Origin of the sequence: Streptomyces seoulensis (assembly GCF_004328625.1) — a bacterium.
Taxonomy (GTDB): domain Bacteria; phylum Actinomycetota; class Actinomycetes; order Streptomycetales; family Streptomycetaceae; genus Streptomyces; species Streptomyces seoulensis.
On sequence record NZ_CP032229.1, the window covers coordinates 5,875,924 to 5,901,173 of the forward strand.

Annotated in this window: 13 protein-coding genes; 2 read left to right on the forward strand and 11 right to left on the reverse strand. The window is 74.3% G+C overall.

The window, feature by feature from the left end; genetic code table 11:
* Window positions 1-271 precede the first annotated feature (271 nt).
* The gene (locus D0Z67_RS27090) at window positions 272-1,360 is read left to right on the forward strand and encodes a helix-turn-helix domain-containing protein (RefSeq protein WP_078873620.1); all 1,089 of its coding nucleotides are present in this window, start codon (window positions 272-274) and stop codon (window positions 1,358-1,360) included.
* A gap of 11 nt (window positions 1,361-1,371) precedes the next feature.
* Here D0Z67_RS27090 and D0Z67_RS27095 read toward each other — a convergent pair whose 3' ends face one another.
* The 4 genes from D0Z67_RS27095 to D0Z67_RS27110 form a co-directional block, all read right to left on the reverse strand.
* The gene (locus tag D0Z67_RS27095) at window positions 1,372-1,932 is read right to left on the reverse strand and encodes a hypothetical protein (protein ID WP_234312902.1); all 561 of its coding nucleotides are present in this window, start codon (window positions 1,930-1,932) and stop codon (window positions 1,372-1,374) included.
* A gap of 281 nt (window positions 1,933-2,213) precedes the next feature.
* Window positions 2,214-2,429 (reverse strand): response regulator transcription factor, encoded by a 216-nt coding sequence (locus D0Z67_RS27100; RefSeq protein ID WP_234312901.1) that lies wholly within the window; start codon window positions 2,427-2,429, stop codon window positions 2,214-2,216.
* Window positions 2,430-2,470: 41 nt separating this feature from the next.
* Window positions 2,471-2,815 (reverse strand): hypothetical protein, encoded by a 345-nt coding sequence (locus D0Z67_RS27105; RefSeq protein ID WP_131589721.1) that lies wholly within the window; start codon window positions 2,813-2,815, stop codon window positions 2,471-2,473.
* 208 nt (window positions 2,816-3,023) lie between these two features.
* Complete coding sequence (locus D0Z67_RS27110; protein WP_078873628.1) at window positions 3,024-4,529, reverse strand: amino acid adenylation domain-containing protein; 1,506 nt, start codon at window positions 4,527-4,529, stop codon at window positions 3,024-3,026.
* 503 nt (window positions 4,530-5,032) lie between these two features.
* Here D0Z67_RS27110 and D0Z67_RS27115 point away from each other — a divergent pair.
* Window positions 5,033-7,000, forward strand: coding sequence for an AfsR/SARP family transcriptional regulator (locus tag D0Z67_RS27115; protein WP_051888059.1), 1,968 nt, complete (start codon window positions 5,033-5,035; stop codon window positions 6,998-7,000).
* Window positions 7,001-7,041: 41 nt separating this feature from the next.
* Here the strand turns inward: D0Z67_RS27115 and D0Z67_RS27120 are convergent, their stop codons facing one another.
* Genes D0Z67_RS27120 through D0Z67_RS27150 form a run of 7 tightly spaced genes read right to left on the reverse strand, consistent with a single transcriptional unit; the run spans window position 7,042 to window position 25,149 of the window.
* The gene (locus tag D0Z67_RS27120; RefSeq protein ID WP_078873618.1) at window positions 7,042-8,298 is read right to left on the reverse strand and encodes an MFS transporter; all 1,257 of its coding nucleotides are present in this window, start codon (window positions 8,296-8,298) and stop codon (window positions 7,042-7,044) included.
* Window positions 8,295-15,008, reverse strand: coding sequence for a non-ribosomal peptide synthetase (locus tag D0Z67_RS27125; protein ID WP_031183284.1), 6,714 nt, complete (start codon window positions 15,006-15,008; stop codon window positions 8,295-8,297). The genes D0Z67_RS27120 and D0Z67_RS27125 overlap by 4 nt, the downstream gene beginning before the upstream one ends.
* Before the next feature lie 11 nt (window positions 15,009-15,019).
* The gene (locus D0Z67_RS27130) at window positions 15,020-15,742 is read right to left on the reverse strand and encodes a hypothetical protein (protein ID WP_031183283.1); all 723 of its coding nucleotides are present in this window, start codon (window positions 15,740-15,742) and stop codon (window positions 15,020-15,022) included.
* Entirely contained in the window at window positions 15,739-18,411 is a 2,673-nt protein-coding gene (locus D0Z67_RS27135; RefSeq protein ID WP_037775896.1) for a type I polyketide synthase, read from the reverse strand. Before D0Z67_RS27135 ends, D0Z67_RS27130 begins: the two co-directional genes overlap by 4 nt.
* Window positions 18,408-22,727, reverse strand: a complete 4,320-nt coding sequence (locus D0Z67_RS27140) for a non-ribosomal peptide synthetase (protein WP_051888057.1) — start codon at window positions 22,725-22,727, stop codon at window positions 18,408-18,410. The genes D0Z67_RS27135 and D0Z67_RS27140 overlap by 4 nt, the downstream gene beginning before the upstream one ends.
* On the reverse strand, window positions 22,724-23,497 hold the full coding sequence (locus D0Z67_RS27145; RefSeq protein ID WP_031183281.1) for a TylF/MycF family methyltransferase: 774 nt from the start codon (window positions 23,495-23,497) through the stop codon (window positions 22,724-22,726). The genes D0Z67_RS27140 and D0Z67_RS27145 overlap by 4 nt, the downstream gene beginning before the upstream one ends.
* Window positions 23,494-25,149, reverse strand: coding sequence for a non-ribosomal peptide synthetase (locus D0Z67_RS27150; RefSeq protein ID WP_051888056.1), 1,656 nt, complete (start codon window positions 25,147-25,149; stop codon window positions 23,494-23,496). The genes D0Z67_RS27145 and D0Z67_RS27150 overlap by 4 nt, the downstream gene beginning before the upstream one ends.
* Window positions 25,150-25,250: the final 101 nt, after the last annotated feature.

The window sequence follows — 25,250 nt, forward strand, 5'->3', positions numbered from 1 at the left end:
CGTGGCGCCGCCTTGTCATGCCCCCATCCGCCGCCTACGGTGCCGCAAGGTGCCGGACCCGCAGTCGCCGCCGACGCTGCCGTGAACCACTGGTCGGAACGCCGGTCCCCGTCGTCGTGCGGGCGGCCGCGGGAACGGATGCGATGAAGCACGACTCTCACTCCACGGGGCGGGGGAGAACCCGCCGGACCGCACGGCCGCCGCGCGCGGCGGCTCCCGGGCCAGGGCGCGACGTGTGCCGTACTCCCACCTTACTTGTCATGGACAGGGGATGACTTTGAGGCAGCCGGCCAATGGCAATCTGTTCGGCGCGGGCGACAGACTGGGTGCCGAGGAGGTGGCCGTCTACCGATGGCTCGCCACGCACCGCCAGTTCGACCCGTCCCGGATGGCCCAGGACCTGGGGCTCGACGAGGCGGCGCTGACGCGGACCGTCGACTCCCTCGTCCAACTGGGGCTGTTACAGCGCGACGCGGAGGACGACCGCGTCATGCGGGCGGTCGACCCGCATCTGGCCGCCGCCGTGGCCACCGCGCCGCTGGAGAGACTCATCCGCGAACAGCAGAACTCGCTGCGGGCCTTCCGTGACCAGCTGGCCCAGCTCTCCTCGCACTACGAGGAGGGGCTGCGCGGTGCTCCCGCCGCTCTCCAGACCATCCCCGCCCTGAGCGAGGTACGGGTCGCCCTGGACCGGGCCGCTCAGCTCTGCCGAGAAGAGATGCTCACGGTCCAGCCGGGCGGCACCCGCGCTCCCGAGGTGCTTGAGGACGCCCTGGCCAGGGACAGCGAGGTGCTGGCCCGCGGGGTGCGGATACGCACCCTCTACCACCACACCGCGCGGTTCAACGGGCCCAGTCAGGCGTACGTGGCCATGGCGAGCGCCCTCGGTGCCGAATACCGCACGGCCCACCAGCTGTTCGGCCGGATGATCGTCTTCGACCGGGAGCTGGCGTTCCTGCCCGATCACACGGGGACGTGGGGCGCGGTCGTCATCCGCGAGCCCTCGGTCGTGCACTTCCTGTGCGACCTGTTCGAGCAGGCGTGGACGGAGGCGCAGCCCTTCTCCGACGCGGCCGCCGACGGACTGGAGGCCGTGGCCAAGGACTTGGACCGCACCATCCTGCGGCTTCTCGCCACGGGGCGGAAGGACGAGGCGATCGCGCGGCGCCTCGGCATGTCGCTGCGGACCACGCGCAAGCACATCGCGGACATCATGCAGACACTGGGCGCGGAGAGCCGCTTCCAGGCCGGCTTCGCGGTCGCCGAGCGCGGCCTGCTGGACGGCGACGGTGACGAGGGGGACCCGGACGCGCCGGAGAACGGCCCCGAGCGCCGGCCGTCACCGCCGGACCCCGTCTGAGCCAGGTCGGGTCAGGCCGCTTCGCCCAGGGCGAGTTCGAGCAGGACCGTCGGGGTGTGGACGTCCAGCAGCTCGTAGGCGTGGTCGCGGGGCACGAAGAGTGTCCCGCCCGCGCGCAGGCGCAGGTCCACGGTGTCGTGCGGCCGGGCGTCGTGAGCCCCGGTCTCCCGGGTGAGTTTGCAGCGGCACGCACCTTCGAGCACCGTCAGGATGCGTTCGACGGCTCCCGACGGCTGCCGGCCGCCGACCGACATGGAGCGCAGGAACCAGTAGGAGGGGCGGACCCGCAGGCCCAGCCGTTCGCCGAGCGCCGAGGAAAGTAACTCCGCCTCGGGAGTCGGGACGCCGGGCCGTTCCGGGTGTTCGACGGTGGCGCCCGCCGGGAGACCGCCGGCCCGCCGCCATCCCGCACGCGGGTAGGCGGGCCGTGAGATGCGCAGCAGCTCGGGCAGCGTGTTGAAGTCCTCGGGCCACAGCAGCGCCGGTCCCTTGTCCCCGTGCGTGGCGACGCACAGCGCCAGCTCCTCGACGAAGGACTCCAGCGGCCTCTCCAGCCGTATGGGCTCACGCACAGCTCTCCGATCTCGCAACGGCCCGCCCCCGTGGCAGGGGCCGGCGGGCACCGTCGAGTCGGTGTTCTTCGCGCACTTTTCACCGGTTGACAGGTGTCCCGGCAATCTCCGACGGCGGTGTGAGAGGCATTGTGTCGTTCGCTGAGCCGAACGAATAGTCACGTGTTCCCAGTACACGCGACGTGCCACCCGTCGGGGACGACGGCCGGCCGTGACCGTCGGCGTCGGACGCCGGTGGCCACGGCCGGTACGGCTGCGGGCTGGTTCGGGGGCTGCTTCCGTCAACCGCCTGTGGCGGCGGCCTTCTTGTCCCTCGCCTCGGACACGGCTATCGCCAGCCGCAGCAACTGGACCCTGTTCGGGGAACCCGTCTTCCCCCGAATTCGGCGCAGGTAGGTGTCGACGGTGTGCGGACTCAGTCGCATGCGGCGCGCGATGGACGCGTGGGTGAGGCCGTCGGCGAGGTGGGTCAGCACCTCGCACTCGCGCGCGCTCAACGCCGGTCCGCTCTGCGCCGGGAGACCGGGCCGGTCGGTTCTCATATGGCCCGGGGCGCCGCCGTACGGACCACGGACTCCGCCGGGCCCGAGGGGGTGATCCAGCGGCCCCAGCCGCTGTCCCCGGACGTCGTGACGGTGTGGGACCCGGCGAGGGAGACCGGCGGCTTCGTGCTGCCCCAGCCGCTGTCGTGGGACGGGGTGACGGTGTGCGACCCGGCCAGGGAGACCGGGGGCTTCGTGCTGCCCCAGCCGCTGTCCTGCGGGACGGTGTCGGCGACGACCGCGGAGTGACGTACGGACACCGAGGTCTCCGCGCCGGATACGGCGCCGAGAGCGAGCAGCGCGACGGCGATCACTGTGGTGACGGGGCGGCTGGCTATCACTTTACGCTCCTGTGATTTCGCGGGAGAAGCGGCGTTTCCGGGGTGGAATCTCCGCTGTCACCAGAGTTCTCCAGCGGACGTGGCGGCGGCCATGGGAACCGGTGCTCATCAACTTGCCCGGCAACAACAACGAACGGGTGGCAAAGCGGGCCAAGCCATGCCAAAACAGGGTGAATGACCTGTTGGTGTCTAAGGCCGGGCCGGCGTTCTACGGGAGCGGCCGGGCGGAACCGGTGCGGCCCGCGCGAGCCAGCTCCTCCAGCCGGCTCCGGTCCAGCTTCCCGCTGAGGGTGAGCGGCAGACCTTGCAGCGCCACGAACCTGGCGGGCACCATGTGGCTCGGCAGGAAGGTGGTCATCTGGGCGGACAGACTCTTCGCGAGGTCGTCACCGGCGCCCTCCCGGGGGACGAAGCAGGCGACCAGCATGGGTTCTCCGCGCGGGCTCGGCACCACCACCACGGCGCCTTCGGCCACTTCGCGGCAGGCGAGCAGACGGCTCTCGATCTCGCCCGGCTCGACACGCATCCCGCGCACCTTCACCTGGCGGTCGGCCCGGCCGAGACAGCGCAGGGTGCCGTCGGCCTCCCGCACGGCGAGGTCGCCGGTGCGGTACCACGTCCTGCCGTCGGCGGCGCGCACGAAGGCGCGCCCGGTCAGCTCGGGCCGCCCGAGGTAGCCCTCCGCTATGCCCCCGGACAGCCAGATCTCCCCGCTCTCCCCGTCGGCCACGGGCCGACCCTCGGCGCGGAGTTCGACATCGACGTGCGGAAGGGCGTGGCCGATGGGGGTGCCCGCGGTGTCCCGCCGGGCCAGCACCGGCGGGGTCAGCTCCTGCCATGTCGCGTAGACCGTGCCCTCCGTCGGGCCGTACAGATTGTGGTACGTGGCGTCGGGGGAGAGGCCCAGGTCCATCCAGCGGGACACCGCAGCCGGCTCCACCGGTTCGCCCGCGAGCAGCACCCGGCGCAGGCGGGGGAAGGAGGCGCCGGTCCGCTCGGCGGCGTCGAGCAGGTAGCGGAAGACGGTCGGCACCTGGCTCAGGACCGTCGCGCCCTCCTCGGCCAGCAGACCGGCGAGGCGACGTGGTTCCCGCAGTGCCCGCTCGGGCACCGCCAGTAGCCGGGCGCCGGTCACCAGCGGGGCCCACGACTCGGCCAGACTGACGTCGAAACAGGGCGACGTGGACTGGGCCCAGACCTCGTCGGCGCCGAACGCGAAGGACGACACGAACCCTTCGAGGAAGGCGGCCAGGCTCGCGTGCGACACCACGACGCCCTTGGGGCGGCCCGTGGAACCCGAGGTGTGGATGACGTACGCGGTGCCGTCCGGAGCCCGCACCGCCGGTCTGTCCGTCGCCGGGGACTCGGTGAGGACGAACCCCTCCCCGGGGCCGGACTCCACGACCAGCCGGGCCCCGGCGTCGGCGAGCACGAACTCCTGGCGCTCCCGCGGATAGGAGGGGTCGACCGGCACGTAACCGCAGCCGTGCTGCCAGATGCCCAGGACGGCGGCGTAGACGCGCCATCCGCGCGGCATGCGCATCCCCACCAGCTCGCCCGGCCGCACCCCCGCCCCGGCCAGCAGGTGCCGTACCGTCTCCGCCGCCGCTCCCAGCTCCGCGTACGTCACCTCGCGGGAGGAGTCCGTGACGGCGACTCTCCCGGGATGGCCGGCGATGCTCTTCGCGACCTGTACCTCGACCCGGTCACCCATGGTGCCCAACCGCCCTTCCCGCGTGTGGCATTCGCGGTGCGCCAGGCACCGTCGGCGGGACGCTAACGATCGCCCCGGGGCCGGTCAACGCGTTCCGGAGCGGTTGCGGGACGGTGCCCGGACGGTTGCGCGGGTGAGCCGGGGGCCCTTCTCGTCCCTCGGAACAGCGGAATGCCGGCCGGTGTCGGCCCGGGGTACCCGGCCGTGGGTGAGCGGGTTGGCACCGCACGGAGTGGTGCCGGAACCGGAAGAGAACCCGCGCCACACCCGGACGCCCTTCACCGGGCCCTGATGTGTGGGACGGCGGCGCCGAGATTCCGCTCGCAATACGGCAGTTGCGCCGGTTCGGGGTTTTCGTGCCCCCGTTACGTTGCTGCCGTGCAGGTCGGTGAGGCGGGTCCGCGATTGTCCGTGCCGTACACCGTGCCGATCGTGGAGGACGAGCACAGCCGCACGCCCCACGGCGACGCCCGCCGGGGACGCAGCAGAAGCCGGAGACCTCCATGCCCCAGCGCGCCCTTCCGCAGCCCGAACCCGGTACCGGCCCGACGGCCGAGGGGGGTCCGGTCTTCAAGGTGCTCGGTCCCCTGGAGGTGTGGAACGGAGAGTGCCGGATCGACCCGGGAGGCGCCCGGCAGCGCCACATCCTGGCCACACTGCTGATCTATGCCGACAAGGTGGTTCCGGTGCCCCGGCTGATACGCGCCGTCTGGGACGAGGACGCGCCGGGCACGGCCGGCAACCAGGTCCGCAAGATGATCTGGAACCTGCGCCGCAGGCTGCCCGACTCGGTGCGCATTCTCACCGAACCGCCCGGCTACCGGCTCGTGGTGCGTGAGGGCCAGCTCGACTCCCGCACCTTCGAGACCCTGTTGCACCGTGCCGGGGCCGCGGCCGCCGAGGAGCGGGGCGAGGAGGCCGTCGCCCATCTCTCCCGCGCCCTGGGACTGTGGCGGGGGCAGGCGCTGAGCGGTCTGAGCGGTGCCGTGGTCGGCTCCGGGGGCCGTGACCTCGACGAACGCCGCCTCGTCGCCGTCGAGCGGCTGACCGACCTGCGGCTGCTGCGCGGGGAGGCGCGGGCCCTGGTCCCCGACCTGTACTCACTGGTCGCCGCCCACCCGCTGCACGAGGGGCTGCGGGAACGGCTCATGCTCGCCCTCTACCGGATCGGCCGACGCGCGGACGCCCTGACGGTGATGGCCCAGGGCCGCGCCGAACTGGCGGAACTGGGCATCGAGCCCGGTACCGGCCTCTGCCGCCTCCAGGAACGCATCCTGAACGACGACCCGGGACTCACCCTGCCCGAGCCCGAATCGCCCGCACCGGAGCCCACCGCACCACAGCCGCCCCCACTCGCCGGGGACGCACCCCGGGAGGCGCCGGAAGCCCGAGGGCAGGACGCCGGCAGCCTGCCCTACGACCTGGTGGACTTCACCGGACGCCGCACCGAACTCGACGCCCTGCTCGCCCTCGGGGCCGGGGTCACCGACCGGACGCCGGCCATCGTGACCCTCACCGGCATGCCCGGCGTGGGCAAGACCGCCCTCGCCGTGCACGCCGCCCACCGCATGGCCGCCGCCTTCCCGGACGGCCGCCTCTACCTGGACCTCCAGGGCCTCACTCCGCACAGCGCGCCACCCACCCTCGCGGAGGCCCTGCGGCATCTGCTGCTCACCCTGGGCACCCCCGCCGTGGAGATCCCCGACGACCTCGACGGACGGCTGATCGCCTGGCGGCGGGCCGTGGCCGGACGGCGCGTGCTGATGATCCTGGACGGCGTGGTGGACACGGCGTCCGTACGACCGCTGCTGCCCGGAACCGGCGGCTGTCTGGTGATGGTGACCAGCCGCACCGTCATCGGCACCCTGGACGGTGCCGTTCCGCTCCATCTGGCCCCGCTGTCCGAGGACGAGGCGGTCGGCCTCCTCGGCAGCATCATCGGCACCCACCGGATCGAGGACACCGCGCAGGCCCGCGAACTGGCCGCCGTGTGCGGGCGGTTGCCGCTGGCGCTGCGGATCATGGGCACCCGGCTCAACACCCGGCGTACCTGGAGCCTCGGTCACGCCGTGCGACGGATGCGCCGTCACGACCTGCGGCTGCGGGAGCTCACCCTCGCCGACCGCAGCGTGGCCGCCGGTATCGGCCAGTGCTACCAGCGGCTGAGCCCCGCTCAGCAACGCATGCTGCTCGCCCTGCGCACGGCACCAGCCGGCGGCCTCGACGAACGCACCGCCGCCCAGCTGGCGGGCGTCGGCCCCGCGGAGGCCGAGGACGCCCTCGAAGGACTCGTGGACGCCGGTCTGCTGCTGCCTCTTCCCCGGCCCGGCGGTTACGCCCTGCCCGAACTGGTCCGCAGTTTCGCGGTCCAGGAGGCCGCCGCGCCGAGTACCCGCCCCGCGCCGGTCCCGCTCCGGGCCCCGGCCGGGGGCGGGCCGCGCGAACACCCGCGCCAGGTGGTCGAGGTCTGAGACACCGGCCCGCCGTACCGGGAACCGGGCGTGACAGCCTCTCAGCGCCCGGCCGCCTCCAGGCCGTGCACGGAGTTCGCCCGGGGCAGCGCGGTGCGCAGCGGCAACAGCAGCGCGCACGCCGCCGCCATGCCGAGCGCCCCGACCAGCAGCGCCGCCGGGGCACCGGCGCGGTGGCCCAGCCAGCCGCCGGCCAGACCACCCAGCGGAGCCACGCCCAGCACGACCGTACGGACGGAGGCATTGACCCGGCCGTACAGCTCCGGCGGCGTCAGCGTCGTGCGCAGGGCCCGCTGAGTGACGTTGAAGACGATGACGAGGGCACTGGTCACGAAATGGGAGACCGCCACCAGCACCGGTGCCACCGCAGCGGGCACCAGGACCGCGACGGGCACCGCGAGCCCCGCCGCCCCGGCCAGCGCAAGCGACCCGCCCAGGGTCGCCCCCGTCCCCAGCCGGCGGGCCACGCCGCTCGCGACCAGCGCTCCCGCGCAGGCTCCCGCGCCGGAGGCCGCGAACACCGCCCCGACCCAGGACCCCGGCAGCGCCAGGGACCGCGTCAGGAACACGAGCAGGGGTGGCTCGCCCACGAACAGGAAGAGGTTGAACGCCGTGGTGGCCAGCGTCACCGCCCGCAACGGACGGCTGGCGACGACGACGGCCGCCCCCAGCCGCATCTCCCGCCACATCGGCGCCCGTGGCCCACCCGGCTCCCACGCCGCTCCCGTCTCGGGCAGGCGCCAGGTGAACAGGGCGGAGAGCACGTACGCCCCCGCGTTGCACAGCAGCGCCACCGGACCGGTGAGCAGCTGTACGGCCGCTCCACCCGCCGAGGTGCCCGCGATCGTCGCCCCCGAAGCGGTGAGCTCGAACCGGGCGTTGGCGCGCACCAGGTCCCCGGCCGGGACCAGCGTGGGCAGCAGGGCGCCGTATCCGACGTCGGACACCGCGCCCCCGGCCCCGATGAGCAGGGCCAGGACCGCCAGCAGGGGCACGGTCAGGACACGGCACACCGCGGCGGCCGGCACCGCCAGCAGCAGCACGGCCCGGACGAGGTCGGCGACGACGAGCAGCCGCCGACGGGAGTGGCGGTCCGCCCAGACGCCCGCGAACGGGCTCACCACCAGGTGCGGGAGCGTGCCCGCCGCGCTCAGCAGCCCCAGCCGCAGCGCGTCGGCGTGCAGGGTCACCGCGCCGACCAGCGGCAGAGCCACCACGCTGACGTTGGCCCCGAACTGGGAGAAGCCCTGCGCCACCCACAGGTCCCGGAACGCCGGACCCCGCACCGGCCGGCTCATGAAGGCCGCGTCCGCGCGCCCAGGTCCGCGAGCACCCGTGGATGCCGGACCAGTCCGTCGTGGTCGGTGTCGGCCTCCCGGAGGTCGAACTCGCCCGCCACCCGCTCCCGCCAGCGCCGCACGTCCGCGTCGGACACGTCCCGGCTGCGATGGAACACCAGCCCGCCCTCGTACCGGGGCGGCCGGTACCTGCTCAGAGCCTCCAGGTGCGCCCGGAACACGGCGAACTCGGCATCCGGTGCCTGGCGCCGGTGCAGCGCGCGCACCGCGTCCTCCGAAGGCGGTGGCCCGCCCGGATAGGAGCTGTCGAGGACGGCCAGCAGCGTCACCTCCTCGCCCCTGGCGCGCAGCCGCGTCGCCAGTTCGAAGGCGACCACACCACCGAACGACCAGCCGCCCAGCCGGTAGGGTCCGTGCGGTCTGACCCGCAGGATCTCCGCGAGGTGCCGTCGCGCCACCTCCTCCACGGAGTCCAGCAGGGCGGTGGAGCCGAGCGCGTGGACCGGCACGCCGGAGCGTGCCAGCTCCCGGTAGCACAGGATGGTCCCGCCGACCGGATGCACCATGAACAGCGGGTCGCGTTCGCCGGTCCGGCCGTCCAGCACGGCGGCCTGCAGGGCCGGCGTCGCGTTGTTCAGGACGGTACCGAGCGGCAGGCGCTCCCCGAACTCCTCGCCCAGCAGGCCGATCAGCCGCAGCGCCGCCAGCGAGTGCCCGCCCGCCGCGAGGAAGTCGTCGTGCACCCCGACCGGGCCGCGCCCGAGGGCCCGCTCCCAGACCGAGGCCACCCGGGCCTCCGTGGGCGTCCGGGGCGCCGTCCACGCGGCGCGGTCCGCGCCGGGCCGGGGCAGCGCGGCATGGTCCAGCTTGCCGTGCCGGGTCAGCGGCATCCGCTCCAGCGGGACGACCACCGAGGGCACCTGATGTGCGGGCAGCAACGTCCGGGCGAACCGGATGAGTTCACCGGGGTCCACCGGCCCCCGTCCCGCGCCGGACGCCCCGGTGACGTAGGCGATCAGACGGTTGCCGTCGGCGGTGACCGCGCACTGGCGCACCGAGGGGTGCCGGGTCAGCGCGGCCTCCGTCTCGGCCGGCTCGACCCGGAAGCCCCGGATCTTGACCTGCCGGTCGGCGCGGCCCACGAACTCCAGCTCGCCACCGGGCAAGCGCCGCACCAGGTCACCCGTGCGGTAGACCCGGCGGGTCGTGCCGTCGGGCAGGGCGATCCGGGGGAAGGAGCGGGCGGTCGCGTCGGGACGGCGGTGGTAGCCGAGCGCCAGCCCGGCGCCCGCGATGTGCAGTTCACCCGGCACCCCCGAGGGTGCCTCCCGGCCGTGCCGGTCCAGGACGTACACGTCCGCGCCGTCGATGGGGTGGCCGATGGGCACGGTGTCCCCGCCGCCGGGGGCGCAGGCCCACCAGGTGGTCTCGACGGCGGCCTCGGTGGGGCCGTAGAGGTTGAACAGCGCGGTGCCCGGCAGGGCGGCCAGGAAGCGGTCCTGGAGGGCGCGCGGGAGCACCTCGCCGGTGCACAGCACGCGCGTCAGGCCGGTGCAGGCGACCGCGTCGGGATCGTCGAGGAACACGTCCAGCGCCGACGGCACGAAGACCGCGGCGGCGATCCCCTCCGACCGGACGAGCCGGGACAGGGCGCCGGGTGTGCGGGGCGCGTCCGGCTCCGCGACGACGACCGTCGCGCCGGCGGTCAGCGGCCAGAACAGCTCCATCACCGCGACGTCGAACGTGCACGACGTCTGGTGCAGCACCCGTTCCCCCACGGCCAGGGGGAAGGCGTCCCGCATCCACAGCAGCAGGTTGCACACCGCGCGATGCGGCACGACGACACCCTTGGGCTCACCGGTCGAGCCGGAGGTGTGGAGGAGATACGCCGGATCGTCCACGGACCCGGACGGCGCGAGCGCCGGTACTCCCTGCGCCCCGGCCTCCAGGGCCCGTACGTCGGCCTCCGTCAACACCGTCTCCAGCCCCGCCTGCTCGGCGAGCGCGGCCCGTCGCAGCGGCGGATCGTCCGGGTCCACCGGTACATGGGCGGCGCCGGTCTTGAGCACGGCGAGGAAGGCGACGGCCTGGAGCGCGGACCGCCCCACCGCCAGTCCGACGAACCGGCCCGGCCCGCAGCCCCGGCGTGACAGCACGCCTGCCAACCGGTCTGAACGGGCGTCGAGTTGCCGGTAGGTGAGGGTGTGCCCGGAGTCCTGGACCGCGACCACGTCGGGCGTGTGCCGCGCCTGCTCGGTGATGAGCCGGTGCAACAGATCGGGCTCGCGCGTGGCGCGGCTCCCGGCGTCCGGCCGACCGGCAATAGAGGCCCCCGCTCCCGGCACCGGGACCGTCTCGCCGTACGGGGCGTCCGGCCGCGCGGTCATGGACCGCAGAGCCGCGACATAGGTGTCGTGCGTGCGCGTGAGCTGGTCCTCGGTGAAGCGGTCGGCGTCCCACCGCAGGCCCAGGCGCAGCGCGCCGTCGGCGCTGTCCAGCGAGAACTCCGCGCCGAACGGTATGTCCGCGTCGGCGCTCCCCTCCTCCGCCAGGATCTCGGGCGCCTCCGGCGGGAGTTCCCGCTCGACGTGGAAGTGGGTGAAGTTGAAGAACGTCGTGAACAGGGCGGACCGCCCGGTGACCCGCATGATCTCCGCCATCGGGAACCGGACGTGCCGCTGGACCTCCAAGTCCGCCTGGGCGGTGGCCCGTACGAGATCCGCCCAGCTGCCGCCGGGCAGCCGCAGGCGCAGCGGGAGGGTGTTGACGAACAGCCCGATCGCGCGGTCGCCGTCGGTTTCGGGAACCCGGGCCGGACAGACCGCTCCGCTGACCACGTCGTCGGTGCCCGACAACAGCCCGACGACGAACAGATGGGCCGCGAGGAGCACGGTCCGCACCGGCGTACCGAGCGTGCGGGCGAGCCGGGTGACCTGGGCGGACAGGTCCGGGGCCACCGGGCGCTCCAGGTACCGCATCGCGGTTCCGCCCCGCCCGGACCGCCGGCCGGGCAGTTCCGTCACGGTCATGCCGGCCAGCTTCCGGCGCCAGAAGTCCCTCGGCGCCGGGTCCTCCAGCGCGGCCCGCTCCAGGGCGACGTAGGTGCGGAACCGGGCGGTGGGGGACGGTGGTACGGCTGTGCCGGCGTACCGGGCGAGGAGTTCCACCAGGAGCGAGCGTTCGCTCCAGCCGTCCATGACGGCATGGTGCTCGGTGACGAGGAGCCGGGTCACCTCGTCGGAGAGCCGCTGGACGTGGAAGCGGACCAGCGGCGGCCGGGACGGGTCGAACCGCGCCGTCCGTTCCGCCTCGTACCGCGCCGCCGAGACCGCCTCCGGATCGGGCAGGTTCCTCAGGTCCTCGAAGGACAGGGGCACCGGCACCCGGGCGTGCACGAGCTGGGTGGGCTCGCCGAGAGCGGTGGGCTCGAAGGAGGTGCGCAGCAGTTCATGGCTCTCCGTCAGGCCCGCGACCGCCGTGTGCCAGGCCCGTTCGTCGAACCCGCCGCGCAGGGTGTACGCCTTGACGTTGTGGTACAGCCCCGACCGCTCGCTGTGGAAGAACATCCCCGCCTGCAGCCTGGTCATCGGGTAGGCGTCCGTGACCCCGGGGCCGACCCGGTCGCGGTCCCCGGCCCGGAGGAGGGCGAACGGCTCGTGGGCGTCCGTTCCCGGCGGCGGCGCGGGAACGGCCACCGCCGCGAGGTCGCGCACCGTCTGATGCCGCAGCAGGTCGGCCACGTCGACGTGGAGTCCGGCCTCCCGCGCCCGGGACACGATCCGGATGCTGCGCAGGGAGTCCCCGCCGAGCGCGAAGTAGTTGTCCTCCACGCCGAGCGCGGGCAGCTCCAGCACGTCCCGCCAGATCGCGGCGAGGGTGGCCTCCGCAGCGGTGGCGGCCTCCCGGTGCGGGCCCACGGGCTGCTCCGCCGGGTCGGGCAGGGCCCGCCGGTCGACCTTCCCGTTCGCGTTCAGCGGCAGCCGGTCCAGGACCAGCAGCCGGGCGGGGACGAGGTGGTCGGGCAGCCGCTCCCGCAGCGCGCGGCGCAGCGAGCCGGGGGAGACCCGGGGGTCGTCCGGGGAATCGGCCGCCACGTACCCGACGAGCCGGCCGCCCCGGTGGACCACGCACGCCTCCCGTACCCCGTCCACCGCCATCAGCGCGGCCCGCACCTCGCCGGGCTCGACCCTGAACCCGCGGATCTTGACCTGCTCGTCCACCCGGCCGTGGTACTCCAGCTCCCCGTCGGGCAGCGTCCGCACCAGGTCGCCGGTGCGGTACCTACGGCCGCCGGGATGCTCCACGAACCGCTCGGCGGTCGGTCCGGGCAGATTGAGGTAGCCGTCGGCGAGACCGGCGCCGGCCAGCCACAGTTCGCCCACGACACCATTCGGCACCGCACGTCCGCGGTGGTCCAGGACATGGGCGCGCAGGTCCGGCAGGGGGACGCCGATCGGGCTGCCGGAGCGCCCGGTGTCGGCGGCGGTCATCCGGCGGCAGGTGGCGTGCACGGTGGTCTCGGTGATGCCGTACATGTTCATGACCTGGGGGCTGTCGTCGCCGTGCCGCGCGAACCAGTCGCGCAGCAGCGCCGGATCGAGCGCCTCCCCGCCGAGGACGATCCGGCGCAGCACCAGGCCACGCGGCGCGTGCGCGTCATGGCGGGCGAACTGCGCGAAGGCGGACGGCGTCTGGCTCAGCACGGTGACGCCCTGCTCGCGCAGCAGGGCGTGGAGGCGTTCGGGCGACCGGGCCGTCTCCAGGTCGACCACGACCAGCCGGCCGCCGTGCAGCAGGGCGCCCCACAGCTCCCACACCGAGTAGTCGAAGGCGTGGCTGTGGAACAGCGACCACACGTCGTCCGGGCCGAAGCCGAACCACCGGTCGGTGGCGGAGAACAGGCGCACGATGTTGCGGTGCGGGATCAGGGTGCCCTTGGGAGTCCCGGTCGACCCGGAGGTGTGGATGACGTAGGCGAGGTCGTCCGGAGTCACCCCGGTACGGGGCGCGGTGGCCGGATGCCGGGCGAGCGAGGGATCGGCGACGTCGACGCCGGCCCCGGCGAATCCGGTCAGCTCTGTGTCCGTCACGACGACGCGGAGACCGGCGTCCGCCGCCAGTTGCCGCAGCCGGGCCGGAGGATGGGCGGGGTCGAGTGGCAGGTACGCGCCGCCCGCCTTCAGGATGCCCAGCAGGCCGACCACCAGGCCGGCGGAGCGGGACACGTGCAGGCCCACCGGGGTCCCCGGAGTCACCCCGTGTTCGCGCAGCCGGTGTGCCAGCCGGTTGGCGGAGGTCTCCAGCTCGCCGTAGGTCAGCTCGCGGTCACCGGCGACGACGGCCACCGCTTCCGGCCGCAGCGCGGCCTGCTCGGCGAACAGCTCGTGCGCGCACCGCGTCACCACGGGGCGGGCCGGCTCCGGGACGGACGGCGTCGGCACCAGGTCCACCTGGGACAGGGGGAGATCGGGGTGCGCGGCGACTTCCCGCAGCACACGCGTGAAGTGCTCGGCGAACTGCCGTGCCGTCGCCGGGTCCAGCGTGTCGCCCCGGTGCTCCAGGGTGCAGCGCACCCCCCGCCCCTCGTCCAGGACGTCGAGGAGCAGGGGGAACTTGACCTCCGTGACGGGCACTTCGACCGCCTCGACCCGCAGACCCGGCCGGGGGGTCCGGGGTGGCTGCGCGTGCCGCAGCGTGAAGGCGGCCCGCACCAGCGCTCCGCCGTCCTCACCGCGCTCCGGGCGGACCGCGCCCACGACCTCGTCGAACGGCAGCTGCTGGTTCTCCAGCGCCGTGAACACCTCGTCGCGCACCGCCACGCACAACGCCCGGAAGCTGCGGTCCCCGCCGAGGTCCGCGCGCAGGGCCACCGTGTTGGCCAGCAGTCCCACGGTCCGGTCGAAGCGTGCCTCGGACCGGCCGGCCGCGACCGTGCCGACCACCACGTCGTCGGTCCCCGTGTACCGGCCGAGCAGGATCACGTACGCGGCGAGCAGCACGCCGAACAGGGTGGTGTCCGACTCGGCCGCGAGGTCGCGCAGCCGGGCGACTGCATCGGCCGGCGGCGTGAAGACATGGCTGCCGTCCGGTCCGTCGGGAGCCGAGGGGGGCGGAAAGGCCAGTGGTACCAGGTCGCCGCTCAGCCGGTCCCGCCAGTGGGCGCGTTGCCGGTCCGCTTCCGGGCCCGTCAGGAACGCGGCCTGGGCGGCGGTGAACGCACGGTACGGCACTGCGGGCGGCGCTTGTTCGGCGAACAGTTCCTCCAGCAGCAGATCCACCGACCAGCCGTCGCTCACGATGTGGTGCATGCACAGCAGCAGCCGCCAGGTGCGGGGACCGAGCCGCAGCAGCCGCACCCGGAACAGCGGGCCGGTCTCCAGGTCGAAGGGACGGTCGCACTCGACGGCCGTCCACCGGCGCACCGCTTCCTCGGGGAGCGTCTCCCGCCCGGTCCCCGGCGGTTCGTCGTAGCGCCAGTCGACGACGGCGGAGGCGTCGACGACCTGGGTCAGCCGGCCGTCGCGCAGCACGAACCGGGTGCGCAGCGCCTCATGACGGTCGACCAGGCGCTGGGCCGCGTCGAGGAGATCGTCCGGGCGCGGGTCGCCGTGGAGCGTGCGGGCCACCGGGAGGTGGTGGACGGCCGAGGTGCCCGCCGCCGCTTCGACGAAGTACAGGCGTTGCTGGGCGCTGGACGCCGGAAGTTCCACGGTGGTCTCCGCTAGTCGTCGGTCAGGGCGCCGTGCGCGGTCAGGAAGGAGGCGACGGCCCGGTAGGTGCGCGGATCGCGCAGCAGCTCCGCGCGGTCGCTGGGGATGCGGACGCCGTCGCCGGGCGTGTGCGCCGACAGGATTCGCAGGGTGGGTCCCGCCGGACGGGGCGGCGGTGTGTGGTGGGCGGCCAGCAGATGGGCCAGCCACCGCAGCGCGGCGTCCGTCATCGGCCCGGCGAGGTCCCGGACGTCCGCCGCGTCCGCCCCGTCGGCGCCCAGGGCGGTGCCCACATGGCCGGTCAGCCGGGCCCGCGCGGTCGTGAGGAAGGCGCCGGGGTCCGCGACACGTGCCGCAAGTTCCCGCAGCTCGGCGGGGCCGGGCAGCAGACCGAGCTGGGCCACGGTGTCCCGGTAGGCGGTGAGGACGGTGGCGGCGGTGACCGGTTCGGCGTCGAAGAGCACCAGGGGCACCCCGCGTCCCTCCTGCCCCACCCGGGCTGCGAGCGCGGCGGCCAGCGGTGCGGCGGCGCAGTAGGCCAGCACCGCTCCGGCCGGCCCCGTTGCGGGCAGCGCGGACAGATACCGGTCGGGTGTGACGGGCGGAGGCGGCCCCGCGAGCAGGTCACGCGTTCCGGGCAGGCCCAGCTCGCACACGCGGGCCTCCGGGCGCTCGCCGGGGTAGTCGAGGACCAGCAGCGTACGGGCCGGACCCGCCGCACCCGCCGTGCTCACCACGGGAACCTCTGGCGGGCGAAGGGGTGGCCGGGCAGCTGCGCCCGGGGTCCCGGGCCGGTCAGCGCGGCCCAGTCCAGCGCGGCGCCGCGCCGGTACAGTGCGGCGAGCCCGGCCGGTCCCCACAGGTACCAGGCACTGTCCGGCAGCACCCGGCGGCCGAAGTCCCGGAGCACGAAGGCCGGCGCGATCTCCGTGAAGTCCCGGACGCCCGTGCCGCGCAGGGTCCGCAGCGCGGGGTCGAACAGCACCGGATAGCGGACCTGTCGCGCCAGACAGTCGGGCTCGGGGACCGTTCCGGCGGGGAGGAGCTCGTCGTCGGAGGCCGAGGCCCACGGCACCCGTAGCGGCTGCCAGCCGAGGTCACGGGCGTGCCCGGCGAGGCGGTCCAAGACCGGCTCCATGAGGTGGGAGTGGTACGCGGTCGTCATCGGCAGCCGCCGCCAGGGCACCGCGTGCCGGTCGAGCCAGGACTCCGCCCGGTCCATCAGCACCTCCGGACCGGACAGCGTGTGCGAGGTGGGCGCGTTGTGGGCGGCGAGGTCCGCTCCGGTCGCGGCCGCCGCGTCGAGCGCCACGTCCAGAGGCGCGCTGACCGCCAGCATCCGGCCCGGTGCGGTGGACCCGGTCAGCTCCTCGCGCGCCAGGACGAACCGGACCGCGTCGGACAGCGCGAGGGCGCCGGCCGTGCACAGCGCGGCCAGTTCGCCGAGGCTGTGTCCGACGACGGCCGACGGCCGTATCCCGGCCGACTCCCACAGCCGGGCGAGCGCCACCTGGAACACCAGCTGAGCCGCCTGGGGACGGTCCAGAACCTCGCCGAACGGCTCGACGACGCTCCGGAACACGGGCTCGTCCCGGTACGCCTCGAAGTCCACCGCACCCGCGCCCTGGCCCCGGAACGCGAAGGCCGGCGGGCCGAGCGGCGGCTCCTCGGGGGGCGGTTCGCCGAGCGCGGTGTCCAGGGCGTCGGCCACCTCGTGGGCGGTCCGCCCGGACACGGCCAGCCGGGCGGACGAGCGGCGCGGCCCGCTGTGCAGACGGCGCGCGACATCGCCCACGGGCAGGTCACCGTGGTCCCGCAGCCAGTCGCGGAGCTGCCCGGCCCGCCGCCGCAGCGACGCCGGGTCGGGAGCGGCCAGCGGCACGAGCACCGCCCGGCCCGGGTCCGGCACTGCCCCCCGGGCGGGGGGTTCCTCCAGGACCACGTGCGCGTTGGTGCCGCCGAACCCCAGGGCGCTGACACCGGCTCTGCGCGGACCGGACCCCGACGGCCAGTCCGACCGTTCGGTGACGGGGAAGAAAGGGCTCTTTGACCACGCCAGGCGCGGGTCGGGGGCCGTCGTGTTCACCGTCGGCACCAGCTCGCCTTGCCGCAGCATCAGCACCGTCTTGATCAGGCCCGCCATGCCCGCGCAGGTGTCGAGATGTCCGACCGACGGTTTGACCGAGCCGAGCCCCGTGCGCCCGGCGGGCCCCGGGCCACCGGCCAGCGCCTCGGTCAGGGCCCGGAACTCGATCGGGTCACCGACCTCGGTACCGGTGCCGTGCGCCTCCAGGTAGCCGATCGTGTGCGGCTCGGCCCCGGCCCGTTCCAGGGCGTGCCGGACCGCCGACGCGTGCCCGCGCACGGACGGAGCCGTGAACCCGGCCTTGGCCCGCCCGTCGTTGTTGACCGCCGAACCCAGGATCACCGCGTGCACGGTGTCGCCGTCGGCCAGCGCCCGTTCCAGGGGCTTGAGCAGGACCGCGGCCACACCGTCCCCGCCCACGGTGCCGTCGGCGGCGGCGTCGAAGGCACGCACGACCCCGCTGGGGGACAGGATGTACTCCGGGTCGGCGGGGCCCTCGGGCGCGGGTGTACGGCGGACGGCGGCGGCACCCGCGAGCGCGAGGTCGGCGTCGCCCGTCAGCAGCGCCTGGACCGCCAGGTGCACCGCGACCAGCGAGGTGGAGCAGGCGCTCTGCACATTCACCGCCGGACCGGTCAGGCCGAGCTGCCAGGCGACGCGGGTGGCCAGGAAGTCCGCCTGGCAGCCGATGAGTTCGGCGATCGCCTCGACCGGGTCGCCGGACGTCCCGGCGCGCAGGAAGTACGGCGGCTGCGGACCGTACAGGTTCATCCCGGCGCCGGCGAAGACACCGATCCGTACGCCGTCGTCCGGGTCGGTGTACCCGCCGTCCTCCAGCGCGTGGTGACAGCTCTCCAGCAGCAGCCGGTGCGCGGGGTCCGTGCGCTCCGCCTCCTTGGGGCTCACTCCGAAGAAAGCCGCGTCGAAGGCGTCCGCGTCGGCCAGCGGCTCGCCGACCGAGCAGACCCCGGCCCGCAGGTTCCGCCAGAACGTGTCGACGTCCGGTGCGCCGGGGAAACGGGCGGCCATGCCGATGACGGCCACCCGCCGGTCCGCTCCTCCGGCCTTGAGCGGGCGCGGCCCCGGCGCCGTACGGGCATCGCCGTCCAGGTAGCGGGCCAGCGCGGTCACCGTGTAGTGCTCGGTCAGTGCGGCGGCGGGCACGGACCGGCCGAACTCCTTCTCCAGCCGCACCCGGAGCCGGGCGCCGAGCAGGGAGGTCAGACCCAGCTCGCGGAAGGGCACGTCCGGGGCGACCGGAACACCCCCCAGCAGACCGGCCACGGTCGCGGCGACCCGCTCCTCGGTGCCGTTCACCGGGCACCCGCGAAGCGTCCGGCGAGGGCGCGGATCGTGGGGGCCTTGAGGAACTCGGCCATCGGGACCCGACGGCCTGTCTCGCCCCGGATGCGTTCCAGCATGCGTACGGCGTTCAGCGAGTTGCCGCCCACCTGGAAGAACGACACCTCCACGGGCAGGTCCTCCGCCCCCAGCTCCAGGCACCACAACCGGTGCACCCGCTCCTCCTCCGCGGTGGCCGGCGGACTGCCCGCCGGCACGGTCGCGGTGCCCCGCGAGCCGCGCAGCAGGGTCCGGTCCAGCTTGCCGTTGGCACCTACGGGGAGCCGGTTCACGGCGAACCAGGCGGCCGGGACGAGATGCCCTGGCAGCGACGCGGCCAGCTCCGCCCGCAGCACCGCCCCCCAGTCGTCCAGCGGTCCGGCCAGCACCACATGGGCCACCAGCCTCGGCTCCGGCTCGTGCTCCACGAGGACCGCTGCCTCCGCCACCTGGGGCAGCGCGTTCAGGGCTGCCTCCGCCTCGCCGGGTTCCACCCGGAAGCCACGGATCTTGACCTGGTCGTCGGTGCGGCCGACATGGTCGAGCGTGCCGTGCCGGTTCCAGCGGACCAGGTCGCCGGTGCGGAACCAGCGCCGGGTCCCGTCCGTGACGAAACGGCGCGCGGTCAGCTCCGGGTCGCCCGGGTAACCGTCGGTCACCTGCGCCCCGCCGACCAGCAGTTCGCCGACCACGCCCGGTGGTACCGGCCGGCCGTGCCGGTCCTCGACCCGTACCGAGACACCGGTGACGGGGTGTCCGATCGGCGGATGGGGTCCGTCCGAGGGGGACACCTGGTGCTCGGTGACGATGACCGAGGTCTCGGTCGGCCCGTACTGGTTGAACAGGAGGGTCTGCGGCTGCGCCGCCAGGAACCGGGTGAGCGCGCCCGCCATGCGCAGGGGCTCGCCCGCGCAGAAGACCTCCCGCAGCGAGGGCATCGGTCCGGCGCCCCCGAGGAGCGCCGCGAGCGGTGTGGCGGGCATGCACAGGCGCTGGACCTCGTGCCGGCGCACGATCTCGCCCACCGTCGCCGGGTCGAGGCGGTCGGCGTCGTCGAGGAGGACCAGTTCGGCCCCGCCGGCGAGCGTGCCGAAGATCTCCTGCACGCTGACGTCGAACCCCGGTGAGGTCCACTGGAGCGTGCGCAGTGGTGCGTGCGCCCGCGACTGCCAGCGCAGCAGGGCGACCGGTCCCCGGTGCGGCACCGACACCGCCCGTGCGCCACCGGTGGTGCCCGAGGTGAACATGACGTAGGCGGTCGCACCGGGGTCGCCGGGTACCCCCGGCGAGGTGACCGGGAGATCCGGGTCCGCGTACGGGTCCGTCAGGGTGAGCACGGACCCGCTGTCCCGTGCCATCGCGGCGCGTCGCGCCTCGGGCAGCGCCGGATCGACGGGGACGTACGCGGCTCCGCACTTGAGGACAGCCAGCAGTGCGGTGACGAGACCGGGCCCGCGCGGCAGGACCAGTGCCACGGCGCTGCCCGGTGTCACCCCCTCGCCGATCAGCCGGTGGGCCAGCCGGTTGGCCGCGGCGTCCAGCTCCGCGTAGCGCGTCGTGCCGTGCGGCCCCGACAGCGCGATGGCGTCCGGTGCGGCGGCCGCGGCCCGCTCGAACAGCTCGTGCAGACAGCCGGGCCCGGCCTCCGCCGTGTCTGTCGTGTCCGGACCGTCCCCGGCCGTCGAGCCGTCGTGCAGGGCGACGAAACGGGCGTCCGGTTCGCTGAGCCCGACCAGCCGCGACAGCGGGCCCGCCGAGTCGGCCAGCCCGCGCCGGAGCAGGTCCTCGGTGTAGCCCAGCAGCCTGGTGACCGTCTCCGCCTCGAACAGGGCCGCGTCGTACTCCACCGTGCAGCTCAGGCCGTCCGGCCGGGCCGTGAAGTAGAGGGTCAGGTCGAACGGCGCCTGCTCGCGGGGTACGTGGAGGAGGCGCGCGGACAGGCCCGTACCGCCGAGGTCCGTACCCGGTTCGTCCTCGTACTCCACCAGCACGGTGAACAGCGGATTGGCGCCCGGCACCCGCTCCGGGTCGACCGCCTCCACCACCGCGTCCAGCGGTACGTCCCGGTGCTCCAGCGCGTCCATGACCGTCCCGCGCACCCGCCGCACGAGCCCGGCGAAGGACGGGTCTCCCGCCAGGTCCAGACGCAGCGCCAGGGTCTCCACGAACATACCGATCCGGTCCTCGGTGCCCGGCGGCCGGTGCGAGACCGCCGTGCCCAGCACCACGTCCTCGCTGTCCCCGAACCGGCCGAGCACGGAGGCGACCGCGCTCAGCACCGTGGTGAACGCGGTGGCCCCCACCGAGCGGCCGAAGGCGCGCACCCGCCGGGCGAGGGCGCCGTCGAAGTCGTACGTCAGCGTGGCGCCGGCCGTCGGCCGTGCCGCGTCGCGCGGCCGGTCCACGGGAAGGCGCAGCACCGGTGCCCCGTCCAGCAGCCGCCTCCAGAACTCCAGTCCGGAGCCGTCCTCCGGTTCCGGCACCGCCAGGGCGGGCAGCGGGGCCGGCGCAGGGGTCTCGCCCCGCAGGCCGGCCGCGAGATCGCGGAGGAAGACCGTGGTCGACCCGGCGTCGAAGACACTGTGGTGCGCCACCAGGTACAGCAGATGACGGTCCGGCCCGAGCCGGCCCAGTGCCACCCGCCACAGCGGGCCCGTCGCCAGGTCGAAGGGCGCCAGGCCGTGGGCCCGGTGCAGCCGGTCCACCGCCTCTTCTTCCGTGCATCCGGTCAGATCGGTGACCGGGCAGTCCGGGACGAACGGCGCTCCCACCACCTGCCGCAGGACGCCGTCCTCCTCCCGGAAGGCCGTGCGCAGGGCGTCGTGGCGTTCCGTCACCGAGGCCAGGGCCGAGCGGAACGCGTCCCGGTCGAGCGGTCCCTCCAGCAGTACGGCCTTGGGCTCGTTGTGGACGGCGCGCTCCGGGTCCATCCGGTCCAGCAGCCACATCCGGCGCTGCTGCGGGGTCGCGGGCGCGGCCTCGGGGGCACGCGCCTCGTCCTTGAGCGCCGCCAGGTGAGGGAGCCCGGCCAGCATGTCGGCGGCCGGAAGGCCGAAGTCCACGAAGCAGCCGACCTCGTCCGCCCCGGCCCGCAACAGCGCGTCCAGTACCGGCCGCACGTCCTGGGGGGTGCCGATGAGGGCGCGGGTCGCGCAGTAGCGGTCGTAGGCGCGTTCCAGCAGGAACTCGACGTCGTCGGCCGGGGTACGGGCGAGGTCGACCTCGACGCCGAGGCTGCGTACCGCGTTGTCGAACAGGGAGAGCGAGGACCGCAGATACGCCTTGAACGGCTCGTAGGCGTCCTGCCGTGCCCGCTCACCGTCTTCCCGCAGGTAGGTGTGGACGAGGACCGTGACCCGGCCCTCCTCCGGGGCCAGCCCGCACTCCGCGCGGGTGCGCCGGTACAGGGCGATGTTGGACGCCAGGTCCTCGACGTCCTGCTGCATCAGGTTGGTCACCACGCCCACGTCCTCCCGCGCCGCCCGCTCCCAGCTCGCCGGACTGGACAGGACGGCCACGGACAGCGGCAGCCGGGGCTGCACGGGCGCCGGGTAGAGCGTCACGTCGACGGGGTCGCCCTCGCCCGACACACCCGAGTGCGGTTCCCCCGACCACAGCCGGCGTACTTCGTCCAGGCGCGTGTACATCAGCTCGCGCCGGTCCTCGAAGTGCTCGGGTGCCAGGACGAAGTCACCGGAGTGCCAGCCGGACGCCACGCACAGCCCGGCCCGGCCGCCGGAGAGGTTGTCGACCATCGCCCACTCCTCGGCCACCCGGACCGGGTGGTGCAGGGGGAGCACCACCGACCCGGCGTGCAGCCGGATGCCGCTGGTGCGCGCGGCGAGCGCGGCGGCCAGTACGGCCGGGTTGGGGAACAGCCCGCCGAAGGAGTGGAAGTGGCGCTCGGGCATCCACAGCGCGTGGAAGTCGTTGCGGTCGCCGAACTCCGCGGCGGCCAGCAGCGTCTCGTACTGCGCCGGACCGTCTCCGTGCGGGTAGTCGCCGAAGAAGTAGAGGCTGAAGTCGACGGTTCCGGCCGACGGCGCGGCCGCCGTGGCCGCGGGGCTCCCGGTGAGCCGGGCGGTCATCGTACGGACGGTCAGCTCGTCCTCGAACAGCGCGCGGACCGGCAGCCGCACGCCGAACCGGTCGTCGACCTTGCGGGTCAGGGCGAGCAGCACCAGTGATTCACCGCCCAGCGCGACCAGCGGCCGGTCCGGGTCGACGGCGTCCGCCGGCAGTCCGAACACCTCGGCGACCAGGGCGCGCACGGTGTGGAGCGTCGCGTTCACGGGGTGGTCCCTTCCTGGGGCGTCAGGCGCCAGAAGGCACCCAGCCCGTCGATGTCCTCGATCTCCTCGGTCACCCCGTTGCGCTCCCGCCAGTCGTGCACGGCGTCCCGGCAGGCCGGGATGTGGTAGTCGTCGACGATGACGAATCCGCCCGGGGACACCCGGGGGTGGAGGAGGTCGAGGGTCTGCACCGTGGAGGTGTAGAGGTCGCTGTCGAGCCGGAGCACCGCCAGCCGGCCGATGGGCGCGGACGGGAGCGTCTCGTGGAACCAGCCCGGCAGGAAGACCACCTGGTCGTCGAGCAGACCGTAGCGCTCGAAGTTCCCCCGCACGGTGGCCAGGTCCACGGCGATGACGTCGTTGTGGGTGTGGGCGGCGAGCGCGTGGTCGGCCGGGTGGCTGTCCCCGTCCGGCACCGGCATGCCCTGGAAGGAGTCGGCGACCCACACCCGGCGGTCCGTCACACCGTGCGCGCGCAGCACCGCCCGCATGAAGATGCACGCGCCGCCCCGCCAGACGCCCGTCTCGATCAGGTCGCCCGGCACGCCGTCCGCCAGCGCGCTCTCCACGCAGAACTGCAGGTTGTCCAGCCGCCGCCGGCCGATCATCGTGTGTGCCTGACTGGGCCAGTCCACGCCCAGCCTGCGGTTGAGCGGCTCGTAGACGGCCGAGGGCGCCCAGTCGGCCGGGATCGGCGGGTCCTCGTAGATGGTGTTGGACAGGACGTCCTTCATCAGGTCCAGGTACAGGTCCAGCGTCGGCGTGCTCATGCGTCCCCCACCGGGTCGGGAGTGTCGGTGTCGGTCAGTAGTCGGGCCAGCTCGCGCACGGTGGGCGCGGACAGGAAGTTCTCCAGGCCGATCCGGGCCGGATGACGGGCACGCAGCCTGGCCAGGACCAGGGCTGCCGACAGGGAGGTACCGCCCAGGGACCGGAAGGACCGGTCCCGTCCGATGTCCTCGCGGCCCAGCACCGCCGACCACACCGAGGCGATCTCGCGTTCGACGGGCCCGGCCGGCGGGTCGCCCGCCGGTCCGGGAAGGGGCGGGGCGGGCAGCCGGGCACGGTCGACCTTGCCGTGCGCGGTGAGCGGCAGCCGGTCCACGGTCTGGAACCGCGCGGGCATCAGATGGGCGGGGAGCCGAGTGGCGAGCCGGTCTCGCAGGCCCGCCGTGTCACCGGCGACGTAGGCCGCCAACTGGGTCTCTCCGGAAGCCTGTTCGGCGACCACGGCGCACTCGCGCACCCCGGCCACCCGGCCAAGCACCGACTCCACCTCGGCGGGGTCGGCCAGATGACCTCTGATCTTGATCTGGTCGTCGGCCCGCCCGAGGAACCGCAGGAGACCGTCGGGGTCCCGAGTCACCAGGTCGCCCGTGCGGTAGGCCGGCCCGGCCAGGCCCTCGACGGGGACGAAGGCACGCGCGGTGGCGTCCGGATCGTTGAGGTACCCCAGACCCACACCCGGCCCCGTCAGCCACAGCTCGCCGTCGACGATCCGTGTCCCGAAGCCCGGCAGGGCGGTACCGATGGGCGGCTGGTCCGGCCAGGAGGCGGGCGGGCCGGTCAGGGTGTGCGCGACGGCCACATGCGTCTCCGACGGACCGTAGTGGTGGTGCAGCCGGCAGCCGGGCAGTTCCTCGAAGAACCGCCGCAGGCCGGGGGTGATCCGCAGGGCCTCGCCCGCCACGGCGACCTCCCGCAGAGCGCGGGGAAAGCTTCCCGTGTACGGCGCGAGAGCGGCGAGCCGGTCGAGTACGACGGGTGGAACGAACAGTCGCTCGATCCGGCGTTCGACGAGCAGTTCCGCCAGCCGCACCAGATCCCGGCGCTCCTCCTCGTCCGGCAGACACAGCACCCCTCCGGAGCAGAGCGCCGTGAACATCTCCTGCACGAACACGTCGAAGCCCAGCGGAGCGAACTGCAGCGTGCGCAGCGGCAGGCGCGAGGTGCTCGCCAGGGTCCACTCGACCAGGCCGTCCACCGTCCGGTGCGGCATCCCCACGGCCTTGGGCCGTCCCGTCGAGCCGGAGGTGAACACCACGTAGGCCAGCCCCTCCCGTCCCATGGCCGGACCGGGGCCGGTGCGCAGGTCCAGCCCCGGTCCGACCACGAGACGGGCCCCGCTCTCGCGGTGGATCTGCCGGACCCGGGACGGCGGGTAGCCGGGGTCCACGACACAGAACGCGCCGCCCGCCCGCAGGACCGCCAGCACGGCGACGGGGAGTTCCCCGGTCCGTCCGGTGCCGACGACCACCACCTCGCCGGACCGCAGCCCCGCGTCGGTCATGCGCGCGGCCAGCCGCCCCGACCGCTCCCACAGCTCGCCGCGGCTCGTCACCGAGCCCGCCGTCTCCACCGCGGGCGCCCCGGGGCAGTCCCGGGCCCCCTGCCCGACCAGCTCCAGAACGCGTGATCTCACCAGGCGTCTCCTCCACCGGGACAGGACACTTCGGACCGCTCGCGAGGGCTCGGCGCTGCCGGAAGCCTCGGTGCGTCAGCAGTGCACCAGAGCGGTGTTCC